This window comes from Marinifilum fragile (genome assembly GCF_963677365.1).
Classification (GTDB): Bacteria; Bacteroidota; Bacteroidia; order Bacteroidales; family Marinifilaceae; genus Marinifilum; species Marinifilum fragile.
Window position 1 is genome coordinate 3,700,012 of record NZ_OY781962.1, and the last position, 23,592, is coordinate 3,723,603.

The following is a 23,592-nucleotide window of genomic DNA, read 5'->3' on the forward strand; positions in this document are numbered from 1 at the left end:
CTAACTACACTACTGATTCAATAAGCAAATTATTTGTACTTTTATCGTAAACAAGTTAAGTTATGAATCTGTTCGAACACGTTGGTAAATTCTCTAGATTTCTTCTTTTGGTCCTTTCCAAACCAGAAAAAGGAAAATTGTTTTTCTCGCAAATTGTGAAGGAAATTCATAAACTTGGAATCAATTCAATTGGAATTGTAGTAATTATTTCTCTGTTCATGGGAGCCGTTATTGCATTGCAAACGGCATACAATATGCTTAACCCGCTATTGCCTGACTATTTGGTAGGTTATACAACCAGGGAATCCATGCTTCTTGAATTTTCATCAACTATTGTTGGTTTGATTCTTGCCGGTAAAGTTGGTTCAAATATCGCTTCCGAAATTGGGTCGATGAGAGTTACAGAGCAGATTGATGCCTTGGAAATAATGGGCATTAATTCAGCCAATCATTTAATTCTTCCAAAGATAGTAGCTGCTCTTTTTATTAATCCATTCTTATATGTTTTAAGTGTTTTCGTAGGAATATTGGGTGGATTATCAGCAGGATACTTAACAAGTACAGTTCCTATATCAGAGTTTATTTATGGAATTCAGTATGGTTTTATCCCCTATTATATCACTTATTCATTAATAAAAACCGCTGTGTTTGCCTTTATTATTACAGCCGTTCCATCCTACTATGGTTATTACGTAAAAGGCGGAGCACTAGAAGTTGGTAAAGCCAGCACAAAAGCGGTTGTAAACAGCAGTATTTTAATACTTTTGTCTAACGTGATCCTTACACAAATACTCTTAAAATGATCAGACTGGAAAACGTAAATAAATCATTTGGCGATTTAAAAGTCTTAAACGATATCTCTATTATCTTCGAATCAGGCAAAACCAATTTAATCATCGGACAAAGTGGATCAGGTAAAACTGTGTTGCTTAAATCGATAATTGGTTTGCATGACATTGATGATGGTGCAATATATTACAACGACAGAAATTTTACTGAGTTAAATCGCAATGGCAAGAAAGAAATCCGAAAGGAAATGGGAATGGTTTTTCAGGGTGGAGCATTGTTTGATTCTTTAAATGTGGAAGAGAATGTGAAATTTCCTTTGGATATGTTCTCAAGCATGTCGGAAAAAGAGAAGAACAAAAGAGTAGCATTTTGTTTGGATAGAGTAAACATTCATAATGCCAATCATCTTTATCCTGCTGAAATTAGTGGTGGAATGCAAAAACGTGTTGCAATTGCCAGGGCAATCGCTTTAAACCCCAAGTATTTGTTTTGTGACGAACCAAATTCTGGTTTGGATCCGGTAACTGCAATTGTTATTGATAATTTGATTCAGGAAATCACCAAAGAGTTTAATATGACAACCATTATTAATACTCACGACATGAATTCCGTTATGGAAATTGGTGAGAATATACTTTTTATTAGTAAGGGATTTAAGGCATGGGAAGGAAATAAAGATCAAATATTCAATACCGAAAATCAGGCATTAAATGATTTTGTGTTTGCTTCCGATTTGTTTAAAAATATTAAAAAATCAACCTGATTGCTTCTAAATCCATAGATTACGCAAGCAATTATTATCTTTGCCCACAAACAAGTTAAGTTATTCGATGAATAAAGTATTGATAATTACAATAGCCACCATTTCGGTTTTTCTATTTTCTTGCTCTAAGGAAAAAAAGAATGCTCCTAAATTAAATCAGGAAGAATTTACCAAAATGCTAATTGATATTCACATTGCTGATGGTGCTATGTCTGCACAGAATATTTACCGAGCTGGTAAAAATTATCGACCAAGTTATTACTACAACTCCATTTACGAAAAGTACAACGTACAACCGGCTGAGTTCGATTCATGTGTAGCTTATTATGCTGAAAACACTGCCAATTTTACGAAAATTTACGATAAGGTAATTGACTCTCTAAACCGATTAGAGACCAAATATCGTATTGATATAAAAAATGCCAAGCTTGAACAGGATACCATTAACCTGTGGAAAAGGAAAAATCACTGGATTGTACCAAAAAATGGTAAACCAACTTTTGATTTTAGAATTCCAATCAAAGAAACTGGAGTTTACACTGTATCTGCTGAGATCAGAATATTTGAAAAAGATCAAACGGAAAATCCTAGAATGGAAGCTTATTTCTGGAAAAAAGATACCACTAATGGTCCTCAAAAAGTACATTTTGATCCTGTTATGATTGAAAAAGATTCCATTTTTAAAACCTACACCATACAGTTAGAATATCCTGATACAACTTACACTCATCTGGTAGGTAATCTGTTTAACTGGGATAACGATCTTAAAACATTTACTCAGGAATATGAGATTAAGAATATTAAAATTTTCAATCCCGAAATGAAGCCTGACTCAATTGAGATTGAAAACGAAATAAAAAGACACCTGGATCGAGAAGAATTTATTCCTGACTTAAGATGAGAAAAATAACTGCAAATTATATTTTTCCAGTCAGCTCGGCTCCATTAAAAAATGGCATAATTGTTCTTGATGATACCAACAGAATTGTGGATATTATTGACACAAAGAACAATTTTAAGGAAATTGAAAATCTTGAGTTTTACGGTGGAACAATAGTCCCAGGATTTGTTGATGCATTTACATTACTTTCCTACAGCAACTTTACAGCTCAAGATTTTAATGAATGTGCAACCGGGAATTTTCATGCAAACCTTAAATCTAAACTAAATTCATTAGAAGCTGATTTACCATCTGTGCAAAGAGGCATTAATCATTTAGAGGCTTTTGGAACAAAAGCAGCTGCTGATCTATTTCCTCATCAAGATTCACAATCGAAAAAGGAAAAGTCGAAAGTTCATTTTATTACACCAGATGAAAATGTGATCTATCAACTTGCGGGAAATGAAAAATCGCACACCAATTCCATTACATTAATAAATCATTTGATGATGGAAAAGTGCAAAATAGAATCTGGTAACTACAATCAATTTTGTATTGGAACAGGATCACTTGGTACGCACCAAAAGCTTTCAGTTTTTGAAGAGATGAAACTGATTCAGCAAAAATTCCCTAAGCTACCTGTTTGGGAAATGCTAAAATGGGCAAGTTTTAACCCTGCACAAATTTTACAAATTGATAATGACTTTGGATCTTTAGAAATCGGTAAAAAACCAGGATTAAACCTTATTTCAGGAATTGATTTTACCAGCAATCAGCTAACCAATCAAGCTGAGCTTAAAATTTTAATTTAAGAAGAGAATTTGGCGGCTTTATCCAAAAGCTCAACCAATTTTTCTTCTAAAGTATCAAAAGAAAAATATTTCTTACCCAAGTGGTAATTGTACTCCCCTATTTCCCGATTCAGCTTTTCATTATGAATTACTTCTTTCATATCGGCTAATGCTTTATCGGTTATTATATTATCCTCTAGCATAACCGTTTTAAATCCTCTACTCCCAATATCAGGCCAATAAACTGGTTTGTAATTGTTCACAAAAATTGGACATTTTGCCAATACCGATTCGATAAACGCATTCCCAAAACCTTCATAAGTACTAAAATAAGTACTTGCCTTGGCATGAGCATAGGCATCCGAAAGAGCATAGGATTTGCTTCCTGGTGTTTGCCTTCTGTTGTTCTTGATAATATGCGAGGCAAACATTACCTGTCCTTCCAGTTTTAATTCATGAATCTGCTCAATCAGTTCATTGTAGTATACGTTTCCCTCATCATCGGAATGACTGCCAGTAATTACCAATTTTGCATTTGCATCATCAAGCATATGAATTAGCTTAATAGCTATTTCAATTCCTTTACGACGCACAATACGGGTAACCTGAGCAAGAATATAGTCATTCTCATGTAAACCTAAATTTCGTTTTAAATTGATATTAGTATCATTGATCTCTCCAAAAGGCAAATCAAAATTCATCACATTAGGCACAACAACCGATTCTCTTTTGAATCTTGTTTGCAATGTATCTTTTCCATAGGTATTAATTACTGCATGAAAAACATTTGGCAATCGTAATGGAAAATTATCGGCAACAATTTGGTTAATTTCAGCATATGGAGACAGATATCTATCTCCTCTTTCCCAATAAAAATCATGATCGTGAGTAATGGCAGGTAATCCGAGTTCAACAATTGCTTTTTTAATTCCTAAGCCCATTTCCAAATGAGCTGGCAAAGCTGAAGCATTCTCAGAAACAAAAACATCAATTTTTTTTTCTCTTGCCCAATTAATAATCTTATTACCAATCAAATCAGCATAGAAATGTATATGCTCCAAAAGTTCTGGTAAGTTATTATCAGGAAAATGAAAAGCTTTCTTTTGTCCCCAAAAACCTTCTGGTGAAAAAAAAGACATTTCAGGAACCAATGTTTCAAACTGAGGATCTAATTTTCTTTCTTCGAACTGTCCTGATAATGTGAACACTTCGTGCCCCATTTTTCGGAATACTTTAATCCATTTTTCTGTTTCCAATGCAACCCCATCTACACCTCCAATTCTTCCTATAAGTATTCCGATTCTCATACCTAATTACTTTTTAACTATTCATTTACAACAACATTTTCAATTGTTTCTACAATTTAAGTGTTTTTTGTGGAAGGTGCGATATATTATTTTTTTGCTTGCTTATTGACTGTAAAAGTATAACTTTAAGTTTATTACCATTTCAAAACTTAGAATAAACGCATAAACTATGTTAAAATTCACCATCAGAGTAATCTGTTTCTTAATGATTTTTACAAATACATTACTGTGCTTTTCGTGCAACAGCAATACCAGATCAAAAGAAAATACACAGGAAAATAATCTCGCACAACCCCAGAATTTTGATTCTGTAAAAAAACTCTTCTACAATGTGCCAAGCCCTATACAGGTAACAGAATTAATGAAGAAAATGGACCTTCCTTATCAGCCAGATTTAATGAACTCTGTGAACAACGCCGACAACTATTTATCGCAAGCTGATATGGCCATAAATATTGGAATTTATGGTGCTGATTTAAGTTATATCCGTATTTACAATCAATTTCAGGATGCTGCCCATTACCTTGCTGTCATCAAGAAGTTTACTCGTGAATTGGGCATACCTGAAGAGCAGGAAAAGCTTACAGCCAAACGTGTGGAGGAAAATATTGAGAATCAGGATTCCTTATTAAATATCATCTCAGAAACATTTACCCAATCAGATAGTTATTTAAAAGAGAATCAGCGTGGAGGAACTGCTGCACTCATTGTTTTTGGTGGGTGGATAGAAACCCTATACCTGGCCACAAACATTATCGACTTAGAAAAACCTCAAAAAGAGTTGGTAAGCTTAATTGCCCAGCAAAAACATTCAGTTAAAAATTTAATTGGTTTGTTAAGCCAATATCGAAATGAGGAAAAAATTATTGAGGTATTACCTGATTTAAAGGAACTAGATGCCAAATTCAGAGAAATTGAGCAAGTTAAAAAAACACCATCGAGCTTAAAATCGAAAAACGGAAAAACTATAATTCAAAATAAAGTTACTCTAACCGCTTCGAACGAAACGATTAGAGACATTCATGAAATTAACAATCGAATAAGAGCCAAGCTTACCGAATTATAATTTCTGTTAAAACTCACTACTTATGAAGATATTATTAAAATTCGCCATATTCACAATTTGTATTTTAGCCTTACCAAAATTCACTTTGTCCCAGTGTAATGAATACACAAAAAAGGAATGTATTCCTCTATTGAATCCATACACTTTTAATGGGCAATTAAATAATGCGGTACTTTCGCAAGGAGAAACGGCTGAACTACAATTAACTTTCTATAAAGATCAGGAATATAGAATTCTTGTAAAAGGAGAAACACAACTGGGTAAGTTACAGTTCCAGTTATTCGACACGGAATACAACCTGCTCTATGATAATGCAGATGAAAACCATACCAACATTTGGGATTTTATGGTTGAAAGTACCGATGATTTTATCATCCGTGTATTGGTTCCCGAAAATATGACCAAAGGGGAGATTGAAAGTGGCTGCGTTTCGATTCTAATTGGTTTTAGAGCTTTCGGTTCGAGAACAATATTTAAGTAATAATGCTGCTTGACAAAAGTTCACAGCAAAAAATAAGCTTGACAAATTTGTCAAGCTTATTTTTTATCTGGTATCGTAGAAAAGTCTACTTCAATATAAACTTCGCATTTCCGATGTGATTTCCTTCTGCAAATACATCAATTTTGTATTCACCTTCAATTAGGCTGCCATCGTTGTCCCAGAAAACTGCTACTTCCAGCTCATCTCCTTCATAATCGATTTCACGCTTGGCAGAGTAAACCAATTTGGTATTTTCAAAGTCGAATAACAGATTCTGTGGGTTTCCAAGAACCACCTCATCCGGACGAGTTAATCGAACAAAAATCTCCTTAGTACCTGTTGATGCCGTAATATTCTTACGCAAAGTAAAACTGGTTTTCAATTTTACTGTTTTAGAGATTTTTTTAACTGTTTTTCCCTTTTTATTGATAGGATAACAAGTAAGTCCGGCAACATCAAGAGCAGCAGCCTTACTAATTACTTCTTTCATATTCTCGGTTGATTCCTCAAGCTTTTGATTTCTCTCTTTTACCCAATCAATTTGCTTTTTCACTCTCTGATTTTCGGCAGTCAATAATTGGTTTCGAGTGTTCAATGAGTCAATTTGAACAATATAATCTCTAAGAACTTCTTTTAATGTTCCTAACTCACGCTTGTATTTGTTAATTTCCGCATACGAATTGTTTCGAAATACTTTCATTCTTTCCAGAAGCTCCGAGATTTTCTCTTGCTCCATTTTTAACTGAACATTTAAAGTATCGTTGCTTGTTTGCAATGAATCATAGTCCGCCGAAAGCAATTCAAGTTCGTTCTGTAAGCTTAATTTCTCTAAGGTAATTTCACCAATGTATCTTTTGTTTTCGCGATGTTCCGAGTAGTACATTACTGCAACAACAACCAATACTATTCCCAATCCTATTAGTACGCCTTTGTAAATCTTATCTTTCTTCTCGTTTTCCATATCTCCCGTGGTAATTCAGTCTTTTTAATGTTTCGTGCAAATTTACTTATCTTTTTTAAAAAATCCCTGTATCCATCATGTTATACCAATTGTATATCAAAAAGATTGCTAAAATCATTTTGCTTCTTACAATGCTTAATTCAGTATCGGTATTATCATACCATAATTTCTGATTTAAAATGAATACACAATAAAACTTCAGTCAATTATTGTACCAAGCTAAAAATTGAAGCACAAAAAAACGGAACTGTCATAAAATGAAACAGTCCCGTTAAAACTAACCCACAGTTTTTACTATAATTGCATGTAGAAATTTTCTACTAAAAGTTGCCAATTTTCACACCCAAGTAAATGGTTCTTGGATTTAATGGCCCGTAAATGTATCCTGCATCGCGGCTTGGACCTCTATCAAAATCATCCTGGAAAGAATTGAAAATGTTCTTCACACCAAAATCGAACTGTAGTTTTACTTCTCTACCTAAATCGAAATGGTAAGCAAAATTAATTCCCATATCCATAAAATCATCAGACTTTACAATGCTCTCAGTTGAAATTTCCTTTTCGTTTGGATCTAAACCTCCAGCAAGGTGAAGAACATCCATGGCACCTGTATACGAACCACTAAATGTTGCTGTAAACTCGTGAATTGGTTTCCAGTTCATGGCAAAATATCCGTAACGCTCTGGAGTTCTCAAAATATTTTTACTAGAACTATTTGATGCATCATCATCGTCACCATGGTCGATTACCTCATCGTATTTGCTTGACTGAAGTGTCATTCCCATCTGAAAATCTAACTTGTATGACGGAGCCAATTTAAATTCAATATTCGCTCCTTTTACCACAGCTCCTTCAGCATTTTTCCTTAAGGATACCACGTTTCCATCTGCATCAGGATCGCTAAACTCATTCACAAAAGGGTCTTTTAAATCTGTATAGAAACCTTCTACCAAAAAGTAGGTCTGTGTTTTGCCAAAGGTTTTGGTAAAATCTAAAGAAGCTGTAAAACTGTTCGAAGTTTCCTCTTTTAGGTTGGGATCATTCTCATGAATGATTCTTCTTGCGCCTGAAGCTTCAATATGCAAATCTTCGTTAAAAATTTGGGGAGCTCTAAATCCTCTGGCATAGCTGAAACGAAGTTGTGTTGGCTCTGATAATTTGAACAATACATTCGCACGAGGACTAATTACAACATTCGAATCATCACTTCCATTCTCGTCGTTGGTAATGCTGTACGAATCCATTCTAACTCCCAAAAGGAAATTCATAAATCCCAAATCCCATTTACTTTGAGCAAATGCTCCAATGGTATTCGATTTTTGATCAGCAATGTTGGTAGTTGGAACAAATTTCGAAGTTTCGATATCGTAATAGCCCAACTTATCATCTTTCAATTGGTTGTATACATTCTCAACACCAAAAGTCAAATCAGCAGGTGAAAGCAATAGATTAGCCACTTTTGTGTGAAGCTGTGCTCCTAAAGAAACAGCCAAATCATCAGTCGTACCATATGAACTAAAATCTGGAATTGGCACATCCAATGGATTTCCATTATCATCTTCCAAGGTAGCAGCACCATAATAACTATCTCTATCGATATGCTGCGCAGACGCATAAACCGATAATTTGGTGTGGCGATCCTGATTGAAGAACTGATCCCAAACAACTCCTCCTGAGTTAATTCTGTGTTTTACCTGTTCAGCAACCAAAGCCTGGTGTGCAGGTAAATCCAGTTGATCACCTCCTCTACGAAACTCATCAACAATATGGTATTCAAGGGTAAGTTTGCCTAGATCACTAAATCTGTGATAAGCTCTTAAACCAGCACTTAAATTTTCGATCTTCACCAAATCAGAATATCCATCTTCATTGGCATCCCAATCATCACGCTGGCGGTTCATACCAAAGATGAAAATACCACTCTTGTTGTCCTCTGAAACCACCGAAGCATTAAAATCTGCAGTAAAATCATTTGCTACACTTCCCGCTCCATCGGCACCTACTCCAACTGCACCATATTTAAAACCTGCTTTAAAGGAATCGCTAACAGGATCTTTTGTGATGATATTAATGGTACCTGCAATGGCATTCCCTCCAAAAAGAGCTGATCCTCCACCTCGCACAACTTCTACACGTTGTATCATATTAGATGGAATGTGTTCTAGTCCGTATACTGCAGCCAAACCACTAAAAATTGGACGGCTATTAATCAGGATTTGAGTGTAAGGCCCTTCCAAACCATTCATTCTAACCTGTGAGAAACCACAGTTGTTGCAGTCATTTTCAACACGCAAACCTGGTGAGAACACCAAACCATCAGCCAAAGTTGCTGCTGATGTTTGCTCCAACAATTTTGTTGAAATAGAATTTACCACAACTGGCGCATCCTTACGCTGTATATTGTTTCTATCGGCAGTTACAACAACCTGTTCCAGACCAATAAAATCTTCTGCTATAGAAAATTCAAGAGATATTCCCTTGCCTGCTTTCAAGTCACACTCTTTTGTTTTGATTTGATATCCTACACAACTTGCTACCACATGATAATGTCCCATAGGAACATCTTCAATTACAAATTCTCCTTCGAAATTGGTTACGGCACCAACAGAAGAACCTTCTAATGCTACTGTAGCGTAAGGAATAGGTTCTTTGCTATTTACATCAATAACTTTTCCTTTAATGCTAGCAGTAAGTTTTTCTGCATTAGCAGAAAACGAGAAACCAATCAGCATGCAAATGCCGACAAGTAGATGAGTTAAAATTCTCATTTCTTAGTATTTATAGTTTATGTAAATGTTTGTCAGAATTGACGTGTGTAAAAAGATCTACAGAGCCGTGAAAGCACCACATCATCATTATTACACCAATAAATAATAGGGTTCTGTACTCAAGCCATTGAATACAAAAATGAATTGCTATGCCAATACAGGAGGAGCCCGATTGGGTAAAAGGGTAGCAAGTAAATTTTTCTTTACATGGTAATGATAGACTTTCGATACGTCAACCAATTTACCAAGTTGCAGGGCTACAATAATTACTGCAGCCAGCACAAATAAGAAACTTGTTAGTTGATTAATCGAAAAACAATCCTGAGCGGAATGTGAATGACCACTTGCTCCCTGAGTATTTCCAGAATTGTGAAAAGGGTGAGCATGAACAATTAATTGTCCCTGGTCATTTTTATGAACGTGCCAGTTGAATACAGCATTGCCTGCCAGCATCAACATGGCTGGTAAAAGGATGCAGACAATTGCCTTCTTGTATTTTTCAAACAAATTCACGTTCTATTCTATTGCATTACGTTAATGATGCAACAAAAATAGACCACCTATGTTCAGCAAACAATACCTAATAGTTGGTATATTATATAAACAGTATGTTCCACAACACTTTTTGGGTGATTATACAAAAAGACACTTATTCATAACCTCTTCATCAATAGATAAATTCGATGGGTTTGTCTTATCTATAGAATTTATTCGAGCATAATAATCATCCATACTACAAATCATTTCATGCTTGTACAAATACCACAATAGCACATTTTGCCACAATTTTTCACCGGGACCATATTTTGCTCGCCACTCGTAAGCCAATTCGGTTAATTGTTCAGATTCGGAACCAAATCGGTAAAAAACATTTTTAAAAGAAATGGGATCAATTCCAGTTTGTTTTGCTTCATCGTACTTAAAGTCGGCAAATTCTATCAACTCCTGTATTTCCTTTCGACCTTCGAAGTGCGAATCGATAATGGAAAACTTGTGCAATCGCTCTACAAATTCAGATCCTGAAACATTCAAATGCTGCTTGCAATACTTCTCTAAAACCGAAAGTTGTTCTTTAAGATTGTCCATACTATCTACCGAAACAATTTGAGAAGATATAATATCATCTTCGCTAAAAGATATTTCGTGCACAAACATCGAGCTCAATTCATCCAATACCTTCTTCACAAAATCAAGATTCATATTATCGCTTTCGCAGATCAATAAAAAATGATCCTGATACCTGATCAATCGAACCAATTTGTCCTCGACACGGAACTTTAAGCTTCGTTTTAAAAACAGGCCTTTCTTGTTCAAATAAATCTGTAGCTCGGTTTTTTGCTCACTATTCAAATCGGCAAACTGCACCAGCTTGTTGTAATGAATCGAATAGGAATCCTCTATCAGATTCAAACGATCCGACACAATTAATTCCCCCTCGCTTCCTGGCTCGCAATCCACATGATTTAGAATACACACCCCATTCTCAACTGCCGATTTAATAATCGAAATCAACAATCGGTTGGCATTTATTTTAAACTCATTCTCCAGACTAACAGAAGCACCTTCTCCTAATTGCAAGGCCGATTCATATCGCGACAAATCCTTTTCTTTAATGGCATTGGAAAATAATCCGGCAAAACGCTTCTTCTCTTTCTGAACATGAAGGTATTCATCCGGAAGAATCAAATGAGGGAAACGCTCACGCAAACTGATAATGGATTTCTTGCCTGCATCTTTGGTATCCACAACGGTATGAAGCTTATTTTCAAAATCGTACTTACAAAACAAAGCACAACGAAAGCCCAGCCCCGAAGCAATTAAACAGAACAAAGCCTCTTTGAAACCACAGTTTGTAAATACAAAATCAAACTTGCTTCCAGTAGCTTCCTCTAAAAATTTTTTCCTGTTTTCTATCGAAAATGAAGATGAATCAACCATTTTACTTTTATTAACTTATTTTTGTACTTAAACTTTGTAATTTTGTTACGAATTTCAATTATCAAAACCAATCAATTTGAAAAAGATAGCTTTAAACATCCTTCTGGGATTATCAGTTTCGTTATTTATATATTCTTGTGCTAATCAGGGTTACCCAACTGGTGGACCTGAAGATAAGACCCCTCCAAAGGTTACGGAAACCAAGCCTGAAAATTACGCTCTTAATTTTAAAGGTGGCAAAGTAGAGATTTTCTTCGATGAATTTGTCAAACTTGAAAATATCAATGAAAAGTTTGTGGTTTCGCCTCCGTTTAAGAAAGCTCCGATCGTAAAATTAAAAGGAAGATCGATATATGTAAAACTAGAAGAGGAACTAAAAGAAAACACCACTTACACCCTTGATTTTGGGGATGGTATTGTAGACAACAACGAAGGAAATCCTTTGGGTGACTACCAATTTGTGTTTTCAACTGGCGAAACAATCGATTCTTTAAGTATTAAAGGAAAAATTGACAATGCCTTTAACGAACTTCCGGTTGAAAAATCAATGGTAATGGCATACCTGAACACTCACGATTCAGTGCCTTTAACCAGCATTCCCGATTACATTGCATTAACCGACTCGGCAGGATATTTTCAATTGAATAACCTACGCGAAGGAACTTATAAACTTTTTGCCCTTGTTGATGGCAACAGAGACTATATGTACAATGGTCCGGGCGAAATGATTGGCTTTTTCGATGAATTGATTGTTCCTTCAGCTCACCGCTTTGAGCAATTGGATTCGATTGGTGGCGATTCTGTGGTGCTAAGCAAAGCTACCGCTTTGGAACCAAACAACATTCACATCAGAATGTTCGACGAAGAAAATCCATTGCAATACCTTACAGGATATAAACGACCAAGAAGAGAGAAGCTTGAGTTTGAATTCAATGCCAAAAGAACCGATAGTTTAAAAATTGATTTTGTAGGATTTGAAGAGAATCCCAATTGGTTTTTGGCGGAAATCAATCCAAGAAAAGACACGCTTGCTTTTTGGATTACCGATTCGACCATTTACAAACGAGATACTTTATTGGCAGCATTACAATACCTGAAAACCGACTCTACCAACCAGCTTAGCCTATTTCAGGATACCGTAAAACTGAACTTTAAAGACAAAAAAGTAGCTAAACAACCGAAAAATAAAAAGAAGCAAGTAAAAATTAAAAAGCCTCAATACCAGTTTAGCTTTAAAACCAGTTCGTCGCAAGATTTGCACAAAAACATTGCAATACATTTCGATGAACCCTTGGCTAAGATCAATTACGACAGCATTCATTTTTACCAAATAAAGGATACTTTGGAAATTCCTGCCGATTTTAAAATCGAGAAAGATCCGAAAAATCTTTTACAGTACAATTTCATTGTAGATTGGGAGCCTGAAACCAGTTATAAAATTGACATCGACTCAACGGCATTCCAAAACATTTACGGTTTGTACAGCGACTCATTCGAAGGGAAAATTAAAACTCAGGAGCAAGAACATTACGGCAAGTTGTTTATGAATGTATCGGGTGTGAAAATGCCTACTTTGGTGCAATTGCTTGAAAGTGGAAAGAGTGAGAAGTTAATTCAAACCAAGAAAATAGAGTCCGATCAAACCATAATTTTCAATTACCTGGAACCAAAAACTTACGTGGTTAAAGTAATTGAAGATCGTAACAACAACGGTGTTTGGGATACTGGTAACTACAAGGAAAAAGTACAACCCGAACAGGTATACTATTTCTATAAGGAATTAAAAATAAGATCGAACTGGGAGGTTGAAGACAGAATCATGATTCCTGCAAGCAAAGAGGTGGTATTCCAATCTCATGACCACAAGCACGATCTTGATCATGAGGCCAAAGAGATGAAAGAGGCGATCGACAAAAAAGCCAAGAAGAACAAACGTAAAAAATGATACCGATCCTTTAATGAATAGATCGGCATTGTATCCATTATTAATTTCATCTGATTATAATTTTCATTTTTAGGTCAGATGGAAGCCGCAAGATCAAAATAATCATTATCGAGTTTGATTAACAATTATTTTAATCATGCTTGTTTCATTTATAAACGATATAAAATGTCAGTTTTAGTTGAATTTGCAATATTCCCAACCGATAAGGGCGACAGTGTTAGTTCAGAGGTTAGCAAGGTAATCGACCTGATCCGCGAAAGCGGCTATAACTACCAACTTACTGCTATGGGAACCTTACTGGAAACCGATACCATGGCTCAGGCTTTAGAGGTGGTAAACAAATCACACGATATCTTGGCCGAAAATTCGAATCGCATTTACTGCAGCATGAATATCGACAGCCAAAAAGGCAAAAACAATCGCCTAAAAACTAAGGTTGAAGCCATCGAAAATAAGATTGGAAAAGTAAGCAGATAATACAAGTATAAAGTAATAAGGATAAAGTATTGTTGATAAAACTGATATTCCCGCCAAGACTACAATATGTTCTCATATTTGTATTTCTGTTGCCTGTTTTCTGTAGCAATTATGCTTCGGGACAATGTCTCGAAAAGAATTTTGCATTCGATGCTGGCGAGAAACTAAGCTATCGTGGATACTACAACTGGGGATTTATTTGGGTAGCTGCCGGCGAAGTAAAACTTAGCGTTGAAAAAAGCAAATACAAGGAAAAAGATGCCTACAAATTTTACGGTACAGGTAAAAACCTAAAGGCCTTCGATTGGTTTTTCCACTTGCGTGATACCCTTACGGCCTATACCGAAATAGAGAGCCTAACTCCATTGTATTTCGATAGACGAACCCATGAGGCAAAGTACCATGCCCATCATGAATATTGGTTCAACTACTCCGACAGTACCATACTTTCAAAAATTCAGAAACGTGAAAAGCCAGAGAAATTAGATACTTTGGCCAACAAACCATGCACCTTCGACATTCTATCGGTGGCCTACTATGTGCGCAACCTGGATTTTAGCCAATACAAGAAGGGCGATAAAATTCCATTATCCATGTTGGTTGATAACGAAATTCATTCCCTATACATTCGCTACAAAGGGGTGGAAATTATTAAAACCAAATCGGGCGAACAATTCGAATGTCTAAAGTTTTCGCCTCTATTGGTGGAGGGAACCATGTTTAAAGGCGGAGAAGACATGACTGTTTGGCTGAGCAACGACGACAACCGCATTCCCATACAGGTTGAAGCCAAGGTTTTGGTAGGAAGTGTAAAAGGAATTCTGGATTCCTACGAGGGATTGAGAAACTCCAAGAATTCCTTTTTCAAAAAGCGCAACGGCAAATTAGATATTGAGGAGTAATAGCAATTGCTATATTAAATGAGTCTTATAGAAATTAATAAGATTTTCTATTGAGCAAGCACCTCAAACATTTGTTGCCCCATCCTTAAATAAGTAAACAGTTATTATTCGTTGTAAATACACATCAACTAATATGAGACTGTTCACACCTAAGTGTGAACAGTCTCATAGCCTAAGTGTGGATGCTGTCATAGCATAAGTATTGAGACCCTCATAGCATAAGTGTGAATGTTCTCATATTAAAAACTCCTACCAGGCATTACAAATGGAGTTAACAAAAAAGCTGGCAGCTTACTCAACTTCACGAAGAGGGTAAACCAAAATGCTAGAAAGCTAACTTTCTTATTTTTATTGATAATTAATTAGCTTACCTACCAATATCTTTGGTGATTTCTAATTAAATTTATAATCGCTGGCAAAAATTGATGAAGAGTTTACACTCTTGCAAAAACAGGAATTGATTTTTTATCAATTTCAGCACACAAACATAAGATTTTAAACAACTTGCAAAAAGCCACAGATAAGAGATATAAAGTGCAATGCACTTTACACATACGTTAGGCTTAATTAAAAAACAAAAAAATGGACGCAGCAATTTGGGGATTCATTGGCACCATTGTGGGAGCAGTTGTAGGTGCATCTGCAAGTATTCTTACAACTTCAATAAATGGTCGAAATGCATCAAAACTACAGTTCAAAGCTGAAAAATATAAAAGAGATGAACGATTTAGGGAATTTCAACGTGAAAATCTTTTAAAACTTCAAAACACTTTATCTAATAGTATGCGATTACTTGGTAGAGCACACCTTGAAGACTTAAATAATTTTAAAGCAGCCAATAAATGGCGTAGTCAATTGTTGAGCGAGGAATTAGATGAAGAAATTCGAGTTTCATTTAGAGACTTATCTATTTTAACTGAAAGAGTCAGTAATGATGACCTAAGAAAAGACCTTAATTCAATGAAGGAGCTGATGACTAGCTATATACTTACTCAAACAAAGGAAGAAGCAGAAATCCAAATTCAAAAAAGTGCTGATGATTTCACCATAACTATGACCAAATTAGGACACGATTTACGGACTTTATACAACTGATTTTGACAAAATAAAAAGAAAAAGAATAATAACTAAGCCTAACAGCGGGTGCTATGTAATTCATAAACCATAACACTGTCCAATTTACGGCATTATTTTGGATTTTTCATCTTGTAAATGCTTAAACAAATGGCAATAAGAGGTTCTGTCATACCCCTGCTAGCGCGAGCTTAGAGCTCGTGCTTTGCCAATGCAAACAGTAGTATTTGTAAAGCAATAAAATTAATTAGGAATATTCTTACCAAAAAGTACAAGCTACAAACTTGCACAAGCGAGTGAGTTAGATTTTCAACCAATTGGAGGCTTAATCAGGCAATTATTTGTAAGAAATAAACGATTGGAACAATAAAACTGCTCGGGGGAGGGTACTTTTTGCCAATTGACTACCAATTCCTCCCTATTGAGATCGAAAAATTGCCAATGGGCTACCACTTCTTACCAATTGGATAAGAAATTTTGCCTATTGAATACCAATAGTTGCTAATGGGAGGGGTAAACATGCCTCGGGGCTAATAAAATCAACCTTTTCAGCATTTTTATTTTCTACAAATCACCTACTTCTTCTCAATCTTAATCTCGAACAGCTTCGGCCAGCGTTTGCCGGTAACAAACATTCTTTGTGTAGCCTCATCCCAGGCAATGCCGTTAAGTACATCGTCGTTTTTGTCCAGATGGATTCTATCCGATTGTTTCAGAATAGATCCCAAGTGAATGCTACCTTCAACTCTACCCGTTTTAGGATTGATGATTACAATTCTGTCGGTCAACCAAACATTGGCATAAATCTTTCCGTTGATGTATTCCAATTCATTCAGATTTTTAACCTCTCCTAAATTGTCATAAACCTCAATGCTTCTCTTTTTTCCGTAGTTGGTATCATCAAGTATGGTAAGTACGTTCGAGCCATCAGAAACTACCAGTTCATTATTCATGGCGGTAATTCCCCATCCTTCGTTGTTGGTGGTTTGGGGTTCGAAGAAATCAATTTGTTCGAAAGTTTCAGGATCCATTACAAATACCTTTCTCGAATGCCAGGTCAACTGAATAATTCTGTTTTTGCTATAAGTAATTCCTTCACCGAAATATTCCTGTTCCAAATTTTTAATGGAAATGGCTTCCCCATTTTCCAGGCGCACTTTTCTTAACGACGATTCGCCATGCTGGCCTGTTCCTTCGTACAAAAATCCATCATGAAAAAACAATCCTTGTGTGTAAGCTCGTCTGTCGTGAGGGAATGAATTTACAATCTTGTAATCGTATTCAGCAGGAGGCTGATTCGACTTTAAATTGATGTAAGTGGTCACCAAACCAACCGTTCCATTTTCATGATAAGCCATCAACTTAAGGTTGTGCTTGCCCATTTTATCCTTTACTGGCTTCCACTTTAAATTCCAAGGTTTTGAGCTAATGGTTTGCACCAATTCGCCATCGGCCCACAATTGCAAGGAATCAATATCACCTGCTTTTTTCTTTGGCTGAACCAAAATTTCAATCTCTTCGCCATAAGCAAATACATCTCCTCTTTTTGGTGCTTTTAATCTCATGCTATTTACAAACTCCACGGTTTTTACAGCAGGAGCAAGATCCTTTTTCTCAGTTTCAGGTTTTGTAGCTCCATTGCTACCACATCCCGATAGAATAAAAAATAGAGAAGATAAGAGAATTTGAAATTTCATTGTGGTCTTGGTTTAATGTTTGGTTTGATAAAAATAAAAAAACTGTCCCGATTACTCAGGACAGTTTCAATGATTATTTTGTGATTTCCCATTCAAAACCATCTTTGGTGTCTTTCACCACGATGCCTAAATTGGTCAATTCATCTCTTATCTTATCGGCAGTAGCCCAATCTTTGTTCTTTTTGGCTTCGTTTCTGGTTTCAAGCAAAAAGGCAATTACTTTATCAAGCAATTCATTGTTGCCACCTTCATCCGATCCTTCTACCTGCAAACCTAAAACATCAAATACCAAGGTGTTGTATAGTGTTTTCAGACTTTCCAAATCTTCAGCAGTGATGCTTTCGCTTCCCGCTGCCAAAGAATTAATCATTTTCACTCCATCAAACAGGTGAGCGATTAATATTGGTGTGTTCAAATCATCATTCAATGCCTGGTAACATTTGGCTTTCAAATCAGCAACCTTAATGCTCGATGATGCTGAAGCCTGAATTTTATCCAAAGTTGCAATCGCTGCCATCAATCGGTTGAATCCTTTCTCTGCTGCTTTTAACGCATCGTTCGAGAAATCAAGCGGACTGCGGTAATGTGCTTGCAGCATGAAGAAACGAACAGTCATTGGGCTGTAAGCCTGATCCAACACATCGTTTTCTCCCGAGAACATCTGCGAAAGTGTAATAAAGTTGCCCAATGATTTACCCATTTTCTGACCATTAATGGTAATCATGTTGTTGTGCATCCAATACTTCACAGCTTCTTTGCCATATGCTCCGGTTGATTGTGCAATCTCACATTCGTGGTGTGGGAATTGAAGATCCAATCCACCTCCGTGAATGTCAAACTCGGCTCCCAAATATTTTTGGCTCATTGCCGAACACTCCAGGTGCCATCCCGGGAAACCATCACTCCATTTCGATGGCCAACGCATGATGTGCTCTGGTGCTGCTTTCTTCCAAAGAGCAAAATCAAAAGAGTTTTTCTTTTCGCTCTGTCCTTCCAGCTCACGAGTGTTTGCTATCAATTCATCAATCTTACGACCCGACAATTTACCGTACTCATGTTTTTTGCTGTAAGCTTCCACATCAAAATAAATCGATCCTTCGCTTTCGTAAGCAAAACCATTTTCCAATAATTTGTCAATCACTGCCATTTGCTCAATGATATGACCCGATGCACGTGGTTCGATACTTGGCTTGCGTACATTCAAATCGTCCATATCCTTGTGGTAACGATCTGTAAAAAATTGAACAACTTCCATTGGTTCAAGCTGATCCAAACGAGCTTTCTTAGCAATTTTATCTTCTCCCTCATCGGCATCGTTCACCAGGTGACCAACATCGGTAATGTTACGAACGTAGCGAACTTTATACTCTAAATGAGTAAGATATCTAAAAAGTAAATCGAAAGTAATTGCAGGACGAGCGTGACCTAAATGCGCATCGCCATAAACTGTAGGACCACAAACATACAAACCAACAAATGGTGCGTTAAGTGGTTCGAACAATTCTTTCTTTCGATTTAGTGTATTATAAATGAACAACTTGTTTTCCATATCCGTAATATAATTCGAATTTTTGTTTGGGGCTGTAAAATTATAAAAAATTATGGCTCTTATGACCTATTCTTGTCAATATCTTTAGAATCCTGATAGATAGCTTAAGCATAGTTTAATAATTATTTTACCTAAGTTTTTGCTGAAATTGATTTGTACTTCTATCTTTGTGATAGCAATTCCGCGCTTGAATATCTTGTTTGGCAATGAATTCAGCAAGATTGATAATTCCGGATTTACCTCTCTACGGAATTTTATCAGAACTCAACAAAACGTACTACTAATTTAATTTTTAGTACAATTCTGCATTTGTATTTAAATGCAGGGAATAAAAAAGTAAAAGAGAAGTAATACCGATTAGTAGTTAAATCACTCACTTATTACTCTTTATTTATAATCGAGTTTTAACTATCTATCGGCATTATACGAATTAAAAATTAGTTTATAGAAGTATAATGAGTTCTATACCCATTTTAAGATTATTATCACTACATTAATGATTGGGTAAAAACTCACAAAATCTTATGGCTAAGATTTAAAGAATATGACTAGAAAAAAAAGAAAACAATCAGGTCAAAGATATAATCGTAAAAGCTTAGAAAATCTAATTGTAGGGATTTTCAGCAATAATCCTGAGAAAACATTTAACTACAAACAAGTTTCCAGACAACTGGAAATTAAAGAAATTGGAGTGAAACAATTGGTGGTAGGCATTCTGTATGACCTTACCGATTTGGATTTCCTTCATGAAGTTTCAACTGGCAAGTTCAAACTTAAATCAAAAATTGGTCACATCACCGGAACTGTTGATATGACTGCAAGAGGTGCGGCATTTATTGTTTCTGATGATTTGGAAGAAGACGTATTTGTATCGCAGTCCAACTTGAATCGTGCACTTCATGGCGATGTGGTAAAAGTGTATCTATTCGCCAGAAGAAAAAGCAAGCAACCCGAAGGCGAAGTGGTGGAAATCATAAAGAGAAAGAAGACCACCTTTGTGGGAATCATCGAAATTTCGAAAAACTATGCTTTCCTGATTTCCGATAGCAGACAAATGCCTTACGATATCTTTTTACCACTTACCAAACTAAATGGTGCAAAAGATGGTGAAAAGGCGATTGTGCAAATTACCGAATGGCCGAAGAAATCAAAAAATCCGGTTGGACAGGTGGTGAGTGTTCTTGGAAAACCAGGTGAAAACGACACGGAGATGCATGCAATTTTGGCGGAGTATGATCTGCCTTACCAGTTTCCTGAGAAAGTAAACGAAGCCGCTGAACTAATCTCCGATAAGATTACTGAAGAAGAAATTGCTTTGCGAAGAGATTTCAGAGAGGTGATCACTTTCACCATAGATCCGCATGATGCCAAGGACTTTGACGATGCATTATCATTGAGAAAATTGGAGAATGGCAATTGGGAAGTGGGCGTTCACATTGCTGATGTTACCCACTATGTGAGGAAAGGGAGCATTATTGAGCAGGAAGCATTCGAAAGAGCAACTTCGGTTTATCTGGTTGACAGAGTAGTACCCATGTTGCCTGAAAGACTTTCCAATGGTCTTTGTTCTCTCCGACCAAATGAAGAGAAATTGACCTTCTCGGCTGTTTTTGAGATGAACAACAATGCTGAGGTTTTGGATACCTGGATTGGTAAAACCATTATCAATTCGGACAGAAGATTTACTTACGAAGAGGCACAGCAAGTTATTGAAACAGGCGAAGGTGATTTTAAGGAAGAAGTTCTTTGCTTGGATCGATTGGCAAAAATTCTTCGTGAGCAACGTTTCAAAAAAGGAGCTATCGATTTTGATCGATACGAAGTGAAATTCGATATTGATGAAAAAGGAAAACCAACACGTGTATTCTTTAAAGAATCAAAGGATTCGAACAAGCTGATTGAAGAGTTCATGTTGCTGGCAAATAAGAAGGTTGCCGAATCGGTTGGAAGAGTATCGAAAGGTAAAAAAGCCAAAACTTTTGTATACCGAACTCACGACCAACCAAATCCTGATAAGCTGAATTCATTCAACCAATTCATTCGCAAATTTGGATATGGAATCAAAACTGCCAATCCTAAAGCGATTTCAACATCGATGAACAATTTATTGCATAGCGTAAAGGGTGAAAGCATCCAGAATTTGGTAGAGACTTTGGCTATCCGATCAATGGCAAAAGCAGAATATTCTACTGTGAATATTGGTCACTACGGTTTGCATTTCGATCATTATTCGCATTTTACCTCACCAATTCGTCGTTATCCAGATATGATGGTACATCGCCTGTTGGAGAAATATGAGAATGGCAGCAAATCGGTAAATGCTGACAAGTACGAGGAATTCTGTCAGCATTGTAGTGAAATGGAACAAAGGGCTGCCAATGCAGAACGAGCTTCCATCAAATACAAGCAGGTTGAATTTATGCAAGATCACTTGGGACAAGAATTCGAAGGAACGATTTCGGGTGTTACCGAATGGGGATTCTATGTGGAAATCGACGAAAACAAGTGTGAAGGAATGGTTTCTATCCGAGAATTGGAGGATGATTTCTATGAATTCGACGAAGAAAACTACTGCATTGTTGGTCGTCATCACCGTAAAATATACCAATTGGGAGATAAGATTAACATACGCGTTGCCAAGGCCAATCTGGTAGCAAAACAACTGGATTTTGTACTGGCAGACAAGGCAGAATTTTAAGAGACAAATAATAGCTTAATAAATCATAAAAGAAAGCTCGGGATTTCATTGATCCGAGCTTTTTGTGTAATTTTGGTTGTAGGGCTTAATCCAGATGCTACCATAAAAGCCAGACAGATTAAGATCTGATAAACAAAACACTATAATTCCGCATGAAGAGAATACTAATTATAGACGATGATGCTACCATATGCCTGATGCTTCAGGGATTGCTTAAACGTAAAGGATTTGATGCCGATACCGTTTTTTCGGCAGGCGAAGCCATTAAAAAACTAGAAAACGAAACTTTTGATCTGGTTTTAAGCGATTTTCGATTGCCTGATTTTGACGGTTTGGAACTTTTACAGAAAATCAAAGCCATGCATCCATCGGTTCCTGTAATTATTATGACTTCGTATGCAGATATTCGCACTGCGGTAAGTGCTATAAAAATGGGGGCTTTCGAATATGTTACCAAGCCTTTAAATCCTGATGAGATTTTATTGCTGATCAACTCAGCTCTGGAAAAAGCCCAGGAAAAGCAAGAAGCTCCCCAAAAGAAAGAAAAAAAGAAGAAACCTGCGATTGATTTCGTTCGTGGCGAAAGTTCAAGTTCTCTTCAAATCGACCAATACATTCGCTTGGTTGCTCCTACCGATATGTCGGTAATTATAGAAGGCGAAAGTGGAACGGGTAAAGAGATTGCAGCCAGAAGAATTCATGCTGAAAGTAACCGAAAAGGAAAAACATTTGTAGCTGTTGATTGTGGTGCACTATCAACCGATTTGGCAGGAAGTGAATTGTTTGGTCATGTAAAAGGATCGTTTACAGGAGCAATTACCGATAAGGAAGGGCAGTTTGAAGCTGCCAAAGGTGGTACGCTTTTCCTGGACGAAATTGGAAATCTTTCCTACGAAATACAGGTAAAATTACTCCGAGCTTTACAGGAAAGAAAAGTTCGCAGAATTGGTAGCAACAAAGACATTGATGTAGATGTAAGAATTGTAGTTGCCACCAATGAAGACTTGGCTTTATCGGTAAACAATGGCGATTTTAGAGAAGATTTGTATCACAGATTAAACGAGTTTAAAATTACAGTTCCTGCACTAAGAAATCGCGATGAAGACATTGTATTGTTTGCCAACTACTTTTTGGATTTATCGAATAGTGAGCTTAACAAGGAGATTGAAAAGTTCTCTGATGAAGTTTTGGACAAATTCAGAACCTATTCGTGGCCAGGTAACCTTCGCGAACTTCGTAATGTAGTGCGTCGTTCGGTGTTATTAAGCCAGGGAGATCAGGTTGAAATCATCAGCTTGCCTAGCGAAATTCTGAACGATCAACCCAAAAATGATGTTGTTATCGAAGGATCGAACTTGAAATTGATTCAGGCAGCAAACGAAAAAGAATTGATCATCTCAACTTTGCGCAAGGTAAATTTCAACAAATCAAAAGCTGCTCGACTACTAAATATAGACAGAAAAACACTTTATAATAAGATTAAACAGTACGGTATTGAGGTGTAAA

General features: G+C 36.4%; 19 protein-coding genes. 12 read left to right on the forward strand and 7 right to left on the reverse strand.

Annotated features, from left to right (window positions below; all coding sequences use genetic code 11):
• The first annotated feature begins 62 nt into the window (after nucleotides 1–62).
• From ACKPCA_RS14740 to ACKPCA_RS14755, 4 genes are all read left to right on the forward strand, one after another.
• Nucleotides 63–803, forward strand: a complete 741-nt coding sequence (locus ACKPCA_RS14740; RefSeq protein ID WP_321279801.1) for an MlaE family ABC transporter permease — start codon at nucleotides 63–65, stop codon at nucleotides 801–803.
• Entirely contained in the window at nucleotides 800–1,552 is a 753-nt protein-coding gene (locus ACKPCA_RS14745) for an ABC transporter ATP-binding protein (RefSeq protein ID WP_321279802.1), read from the forward strand. Before ACKPCA_RS14740 ends, ACKPCA_RS14745 begins: the two co-directional genes overlap by 4 nt.
• Before the next feature lie 67 nt (nucleotides 1,553–1,619).
• Nucleotides 1,620–2,453 carry a DUF4296 domain-containing protein gene (locus tag ACKPCA_RS14750; protein WP_321279803.1) on the forward strand — a complete coding sequence of 278 codons (834 nt, stop codon included), beginning with the start codon at nucleotides 1,620–1,622 and terminating at the stop codon, nucleotides 2,451–2,453.
• Nucleotides 2,450–3,244: an amidohydrolase family protein gene (locus tag ACKPCA_RS14755; RefSeq protein WP_321279804.1), complete on the forward strand. Its 795-nt coding sequence runs from the start codon at nucleotides 2,450–2,452 to the stop codon at nucleotides 3,242–3,244. Before ACKPCA_RS14750 ends, ACKPCA_RS14755 begins: the two co-directional genes overlap by 4 nt.
• Here the strand turns inward: ACKPCA_RS14755 and ACKPCA_RS14760 are convergent.
• On the reverse strand, nucleotides 3,241–4,530 hold the full coding sequence (locus tag ACKPCA_RS14760) for a glycosyltransferase family 4 protein (RefSeq protein ID WP_321279805.1): 1,290 nt from the start codon (nucleotides 4,528–4,530) through the stop codon (nucleotides 3,241–3,243). The genes ACKPCA_RS14755 and ACKPCA_RS14760 overlap by 4 nt on opposite strands.
• Nucleotides 4,531–4,699: 169 nt before the next feature.
• Between ACKPCA_RS14760 and ACKPCA_RS14765 the strand changes: the two genes are divergently transcribed.
• Nucleotides 4,700–5,596, forward strand: a complete 897-nt coding sequence (locus ACKPCA_RS14765; RefSeq protein WP_321279806.1) for a hypothetical protein — start codon at nucleotides 4,700–4,702, stop codon at nucleotides 5,594–5,596.
• A 22-nt stretch (nucleotides 5,597–5,618) separates the two neighbouring features.
• Nucleotides 5,619–6,077 carry a hypothetical protein gene (locus tag ACKPCA_RS14770; RefSeq protein WP_321279807.1) on the forward strand — a complete coding sequence of 153 codons (459 nt, stop codon included), beginning with the start codon at nucleotides 5,619–5,621 and terminating at the stop codon, nucleotides 6,075–6,077.
• Between the two features lie 85 nt (nucleotides 6,078–6,162).
• On the opposite strand, the gene ACKPCA_RS14775 is transcribed toward ACKPCA_RS14770, so the two are convergent.
• The 4 genes from ACKPCA_RS14775 to ACKPCA_RS14790 all read right to left on the reverse strand — a co-directional run bounded on the left by ACKPCA_RS14775 (nucleotide 6,163) and on the right by ACKPCA_RS14790 (nucleotide 11,744).
• Complete coding sequence (locus ACKPCA_RS14775) at nucleotides 6,163–7,038, reverse strand: hypothetical protein (protein ID WP_321279808.1); 876 nt, start codon at nucleotides 7,036–7,038, stop codon at nucleotides 6,163–6,165.
• 320 nt (nucleotides 7,039–7,358) lie between these two features.
• Nucleotides 7,359–9,806 carry a TonB-dependent receptor gene (locus tag ACKPCA_RS14780; protein WP_321279809.1) on the reverse strand — a complete coding sequence of 816 codons (2,448 nt, stop codon included), beginning with the start codon at nucleotides 9,804–9,806 and terminating at the stop codon, nucleotides 7,359–7,361.
• A gap of 147 nt (nucleotides 9,807–9,953) precedes the next feature.
• The gene (locus tag ACKPCA_RS14785) at nucleotides 9,954–10,319 is read right to left on the reverse strand and encodes a hypothetical protein (RefSeq protein WP_054721501.1); all 366 of its coding nucleotides are present in this window, start codon (nucleotides 10,317–10,319) and stop codon (nucleotides 9,954–9,956) included.
• A gap of 120 nt (nucleotides 10,320–10,439) precedes the next feature.
• Nucleotides 10,440–11,744, reverse strand: a complete 1,305-nt coding sequence (locus tag ACKPCA_RS14790; RefSeq protein WP_321279810.1) for a hypothetical protein — start codon at nucleotides 11,742–11,744, stop codon at nucleotides 10,440–10,442.
• Nucleotides 11,745–11,820: 76 nt separating this feature from the next.
• On the opposite strand from ACKPCA_RS14790, the gene ACKPCA_RS14795 reads away from it, so the two are divergent.
• The 4 genes from ACKPCA_RS14795 (at nucleotide 11,821) to ACKPCA_RS14810 (ending at nucleotide 16,163) form a co-directional block, all read left to right on the forward strand.
• Nucleotides 11,821–13,689 (forward strand): Ig-like domain-containing domain, encoded by a 1,869-nt coding sequence (locus tag ACKPCA_RS14795; protein ID WP_321279811.1) that lies wholly within the window; start codon nucleotides 11,821–11,823, stop codon nucleotides 13,687–13,689.
• Nucleotides 13,690–13,854: 165 nt separating this feature from the next.
• The gene (locus ACKPCA_RS14800) at nucleotides 13,855–14,166 is read left to right on the forward strand and encodes an MTH1187 family thiamine-binding protein (RefSeq protein WP_321279812.1); all 312 of its coding nucleotides are present in this window, start codon (nucleotides 13,855–13,857) and stop codon (nucleotides 14,164–14,166) included.
• Nucleotides 14,167–14,198: 32 nt separating this feature from the next.
• Nucleotides 14,199–15,068 (forward strand): DUF3108 domain-containing protein, encoded by an 870-nt coding sequence (locus tag ACKPCA_RS14805; protein WP_321279813.1) that lies wholly within the window; start codon nucleotides 14,199–14,201, stop codon nucleotides 15,066–15,068.
• Between the two features lie 582 nt (nucleotides 15,069–15,650).
• A complete protein-coding gene (locus tag ACKPCA_RS14810; RefSeq protein ID WP_321279814.1) occupies nucleotides 15,651–16,163 on the forward strand; it encodes a hypothetical protein in 513 nt (170 codons plus the stop codon).
• Between the two features lie 554 nt (nucleotides 16,164–16,717).
• Here ACKPCA_RS14810 and ACKPCA_RS14815 read toward each other — a convergent pair.
• Both ACKPCA_RS14815 and cysS read right to left on the reverse strand, forming a co-directional pair.
• Nucleotides 16,718–17,839, reverse strand: a complete 1,122-nt coding sequence (locus tag ACKPCA_RS14815; protein ID WP_321279815.1) for a glutaminyl-peptide cyclotransferase — start codon at nucleotides 17,837–17,839, stop codon at nucleotides 16,718–16,720.
• A 73-nt stretch (nucleotides 17,840–17,912) separates the two neighbouring features.
• Nucleotides 17,913–19,388, reverse strand: a complete 1,476-nt coding sequence (cysS, locus tag ACKPCA_RS14820; protein ID WP_054721524.1) for a cysteine--tRNA ligase — start codon at nucleotides 19,386–19,388, stop codon at nucleotides 17,913–17,915.
• 544 nt (nucleotides 19,389–19,932) lie between these two features.
• On the opposite strand from cysS, the gene rnr reads away from it, so the two are divergent.
• Together rnr and ACKPCA_RS14830 are read left to right on the forward strand one after the other, a co-directional pair.
• The gene (gene rnr, locus ACKPCA_RS14825; protein WP_321279816.1) at nucleotides 19,933–22,086 is read left to right on the forward strand and encodes a ribonuclease R; all 2,154 of its coding nucleotides are present in this window, start codon (nucleotides 19,933–19,935) and stop codon (nucleotides 22,084–22,086) included.
• A 152-nt stretch (nucleotides 22,087–22,238) separates the two neighbouring features.
• Nucleotides 22,239–23,591, forward strand: coding sequence for a sigma-54-dependent transcriptional regulator (locus ACKPCA_RS14830; protein WP_321279817.1), 1,353 nt, complete (start codon nucleotides 22,239–22,241; stop codon nucleotides 23,589–23,591).
• The last annotated feature ends 1 nt before the right edge of the window (nucleotide 23,592 follow it).

Excerpts from the sequence above, each read along its gene's own strand:
- ACKPCA_RS14775 (WP_321279808.1), bottom strand. The coding sequence starts at position 7,038 with ATGGAAAACGAGAAGAAAGATAAGATTTACAAAGGCGTACTAATAGGA.
- ACKPCA_RS14745 (WP_321279802.1), top strand. The coding sequence starts at position 800 with ATGATCAGACTGGAAAACGTAAATAAATCATTTGGCGATTTAAAAGTC.
- ACKPCA_RS14830 (WP_321279817.1), top strand. The coding sequence starts at position 22,239 with ATGAAGAGAATACTAATTATAGACGATGATGCTACCATATGCCTGATG.
- ACKPCA_RS14755 (WP_321279804.1), top strand. The coding sequence starts at position 2,450 with ATGAGAAAAATAACTGCAAATTATATTTTTCCAGTCAGCTCGGCTCCA.
- ACKPCA_RS14815 (WP_321279815.1), bottom strand. The coding sequence starts at position 17,839 with ATGAAATTTCAAATTCTCTTATCTTCTCTATTTTTTATTCTATCGGGA.
- ACKPCA_RS14740 (WP_321279801.1), top strand. The coding sequence starts at position 63 with ATGAATCTGTTCGAACACGTTGGTAAATTCTCTAGATTTCTTCTTTTG.
- cysS (WP_054721524.1), bottom strand. The coding sequence starts at position 19,388 with ATGGAAAACAAGTTGTTCATTTATAATACACTAAATCGAAAGAAAGAA.
- ACKPCA_RS14750 (WP_321279803.1), top strand. The coding sequence starts at position 1,620 with ATGAATAAAGTATTGATAATTACAATAGCCACCATTTCGGTTTTTCTA.
- ACKPCA_RS14800 (WP_321279812.1), top strand. The coding sequence starts at position 13,855 with ATGTCAGTTTTAGTTGAATTTGCAATATTCCCAACCGATAAGGGCGAC.
- ACKPCA_RS14770 (WP_321279807.1), top strand. The coding sequence starts at position 5,619 with ATGAAGATATTATTAAAATTCGCCATATTCACAATTTGTATTTTAGCC.
- ACKPCA_RS14790 (WP_321279810.1), bottom strand. The coding sequence starts at position 11,744 with ATGGTTGATTCATCTTCATTTTCGATAGAAAACAGGAAAAAATTTTTA.
- ACKPCA_RS14810 (WP_321279814.1), top strand. The coding sequence starts at position 15,651 with ATGGACGCAGCAATTTGGGGATTCATTGGCACCATTGTGGGAGCAGTT.
- ACKPCA_RS14765 (WP_321279806.1), top strand. The coding sequence starts at position 4,700 with ATGTTAAAATTCACCATCAGAGTAATCTGTTTCTTAATGATTTTTACA.
- rnr (WP_321279816.1), top strand. The coding sequence starts at position 19,933 with ATGACTAGAAAAAAAAGAAAACAATCAGGTCAAAGATATAATCGTAAA.
- ACKPCA_RS14760 (WP_321279805.1), bottom strand. The coding sequence starts at position 4,530 with ATGAGAATCGGAATACTTATAGGAAGAATTGGAGGTGTAGATGGGGTT.
- ACKPCA_RS14780 (WP_321279809.1), bottom strand. The coding sequence starts at position 9,806 with ATGAGAATTTTAACTCATCTACTTGTCGGCATTTGCATGCTGATTGGT.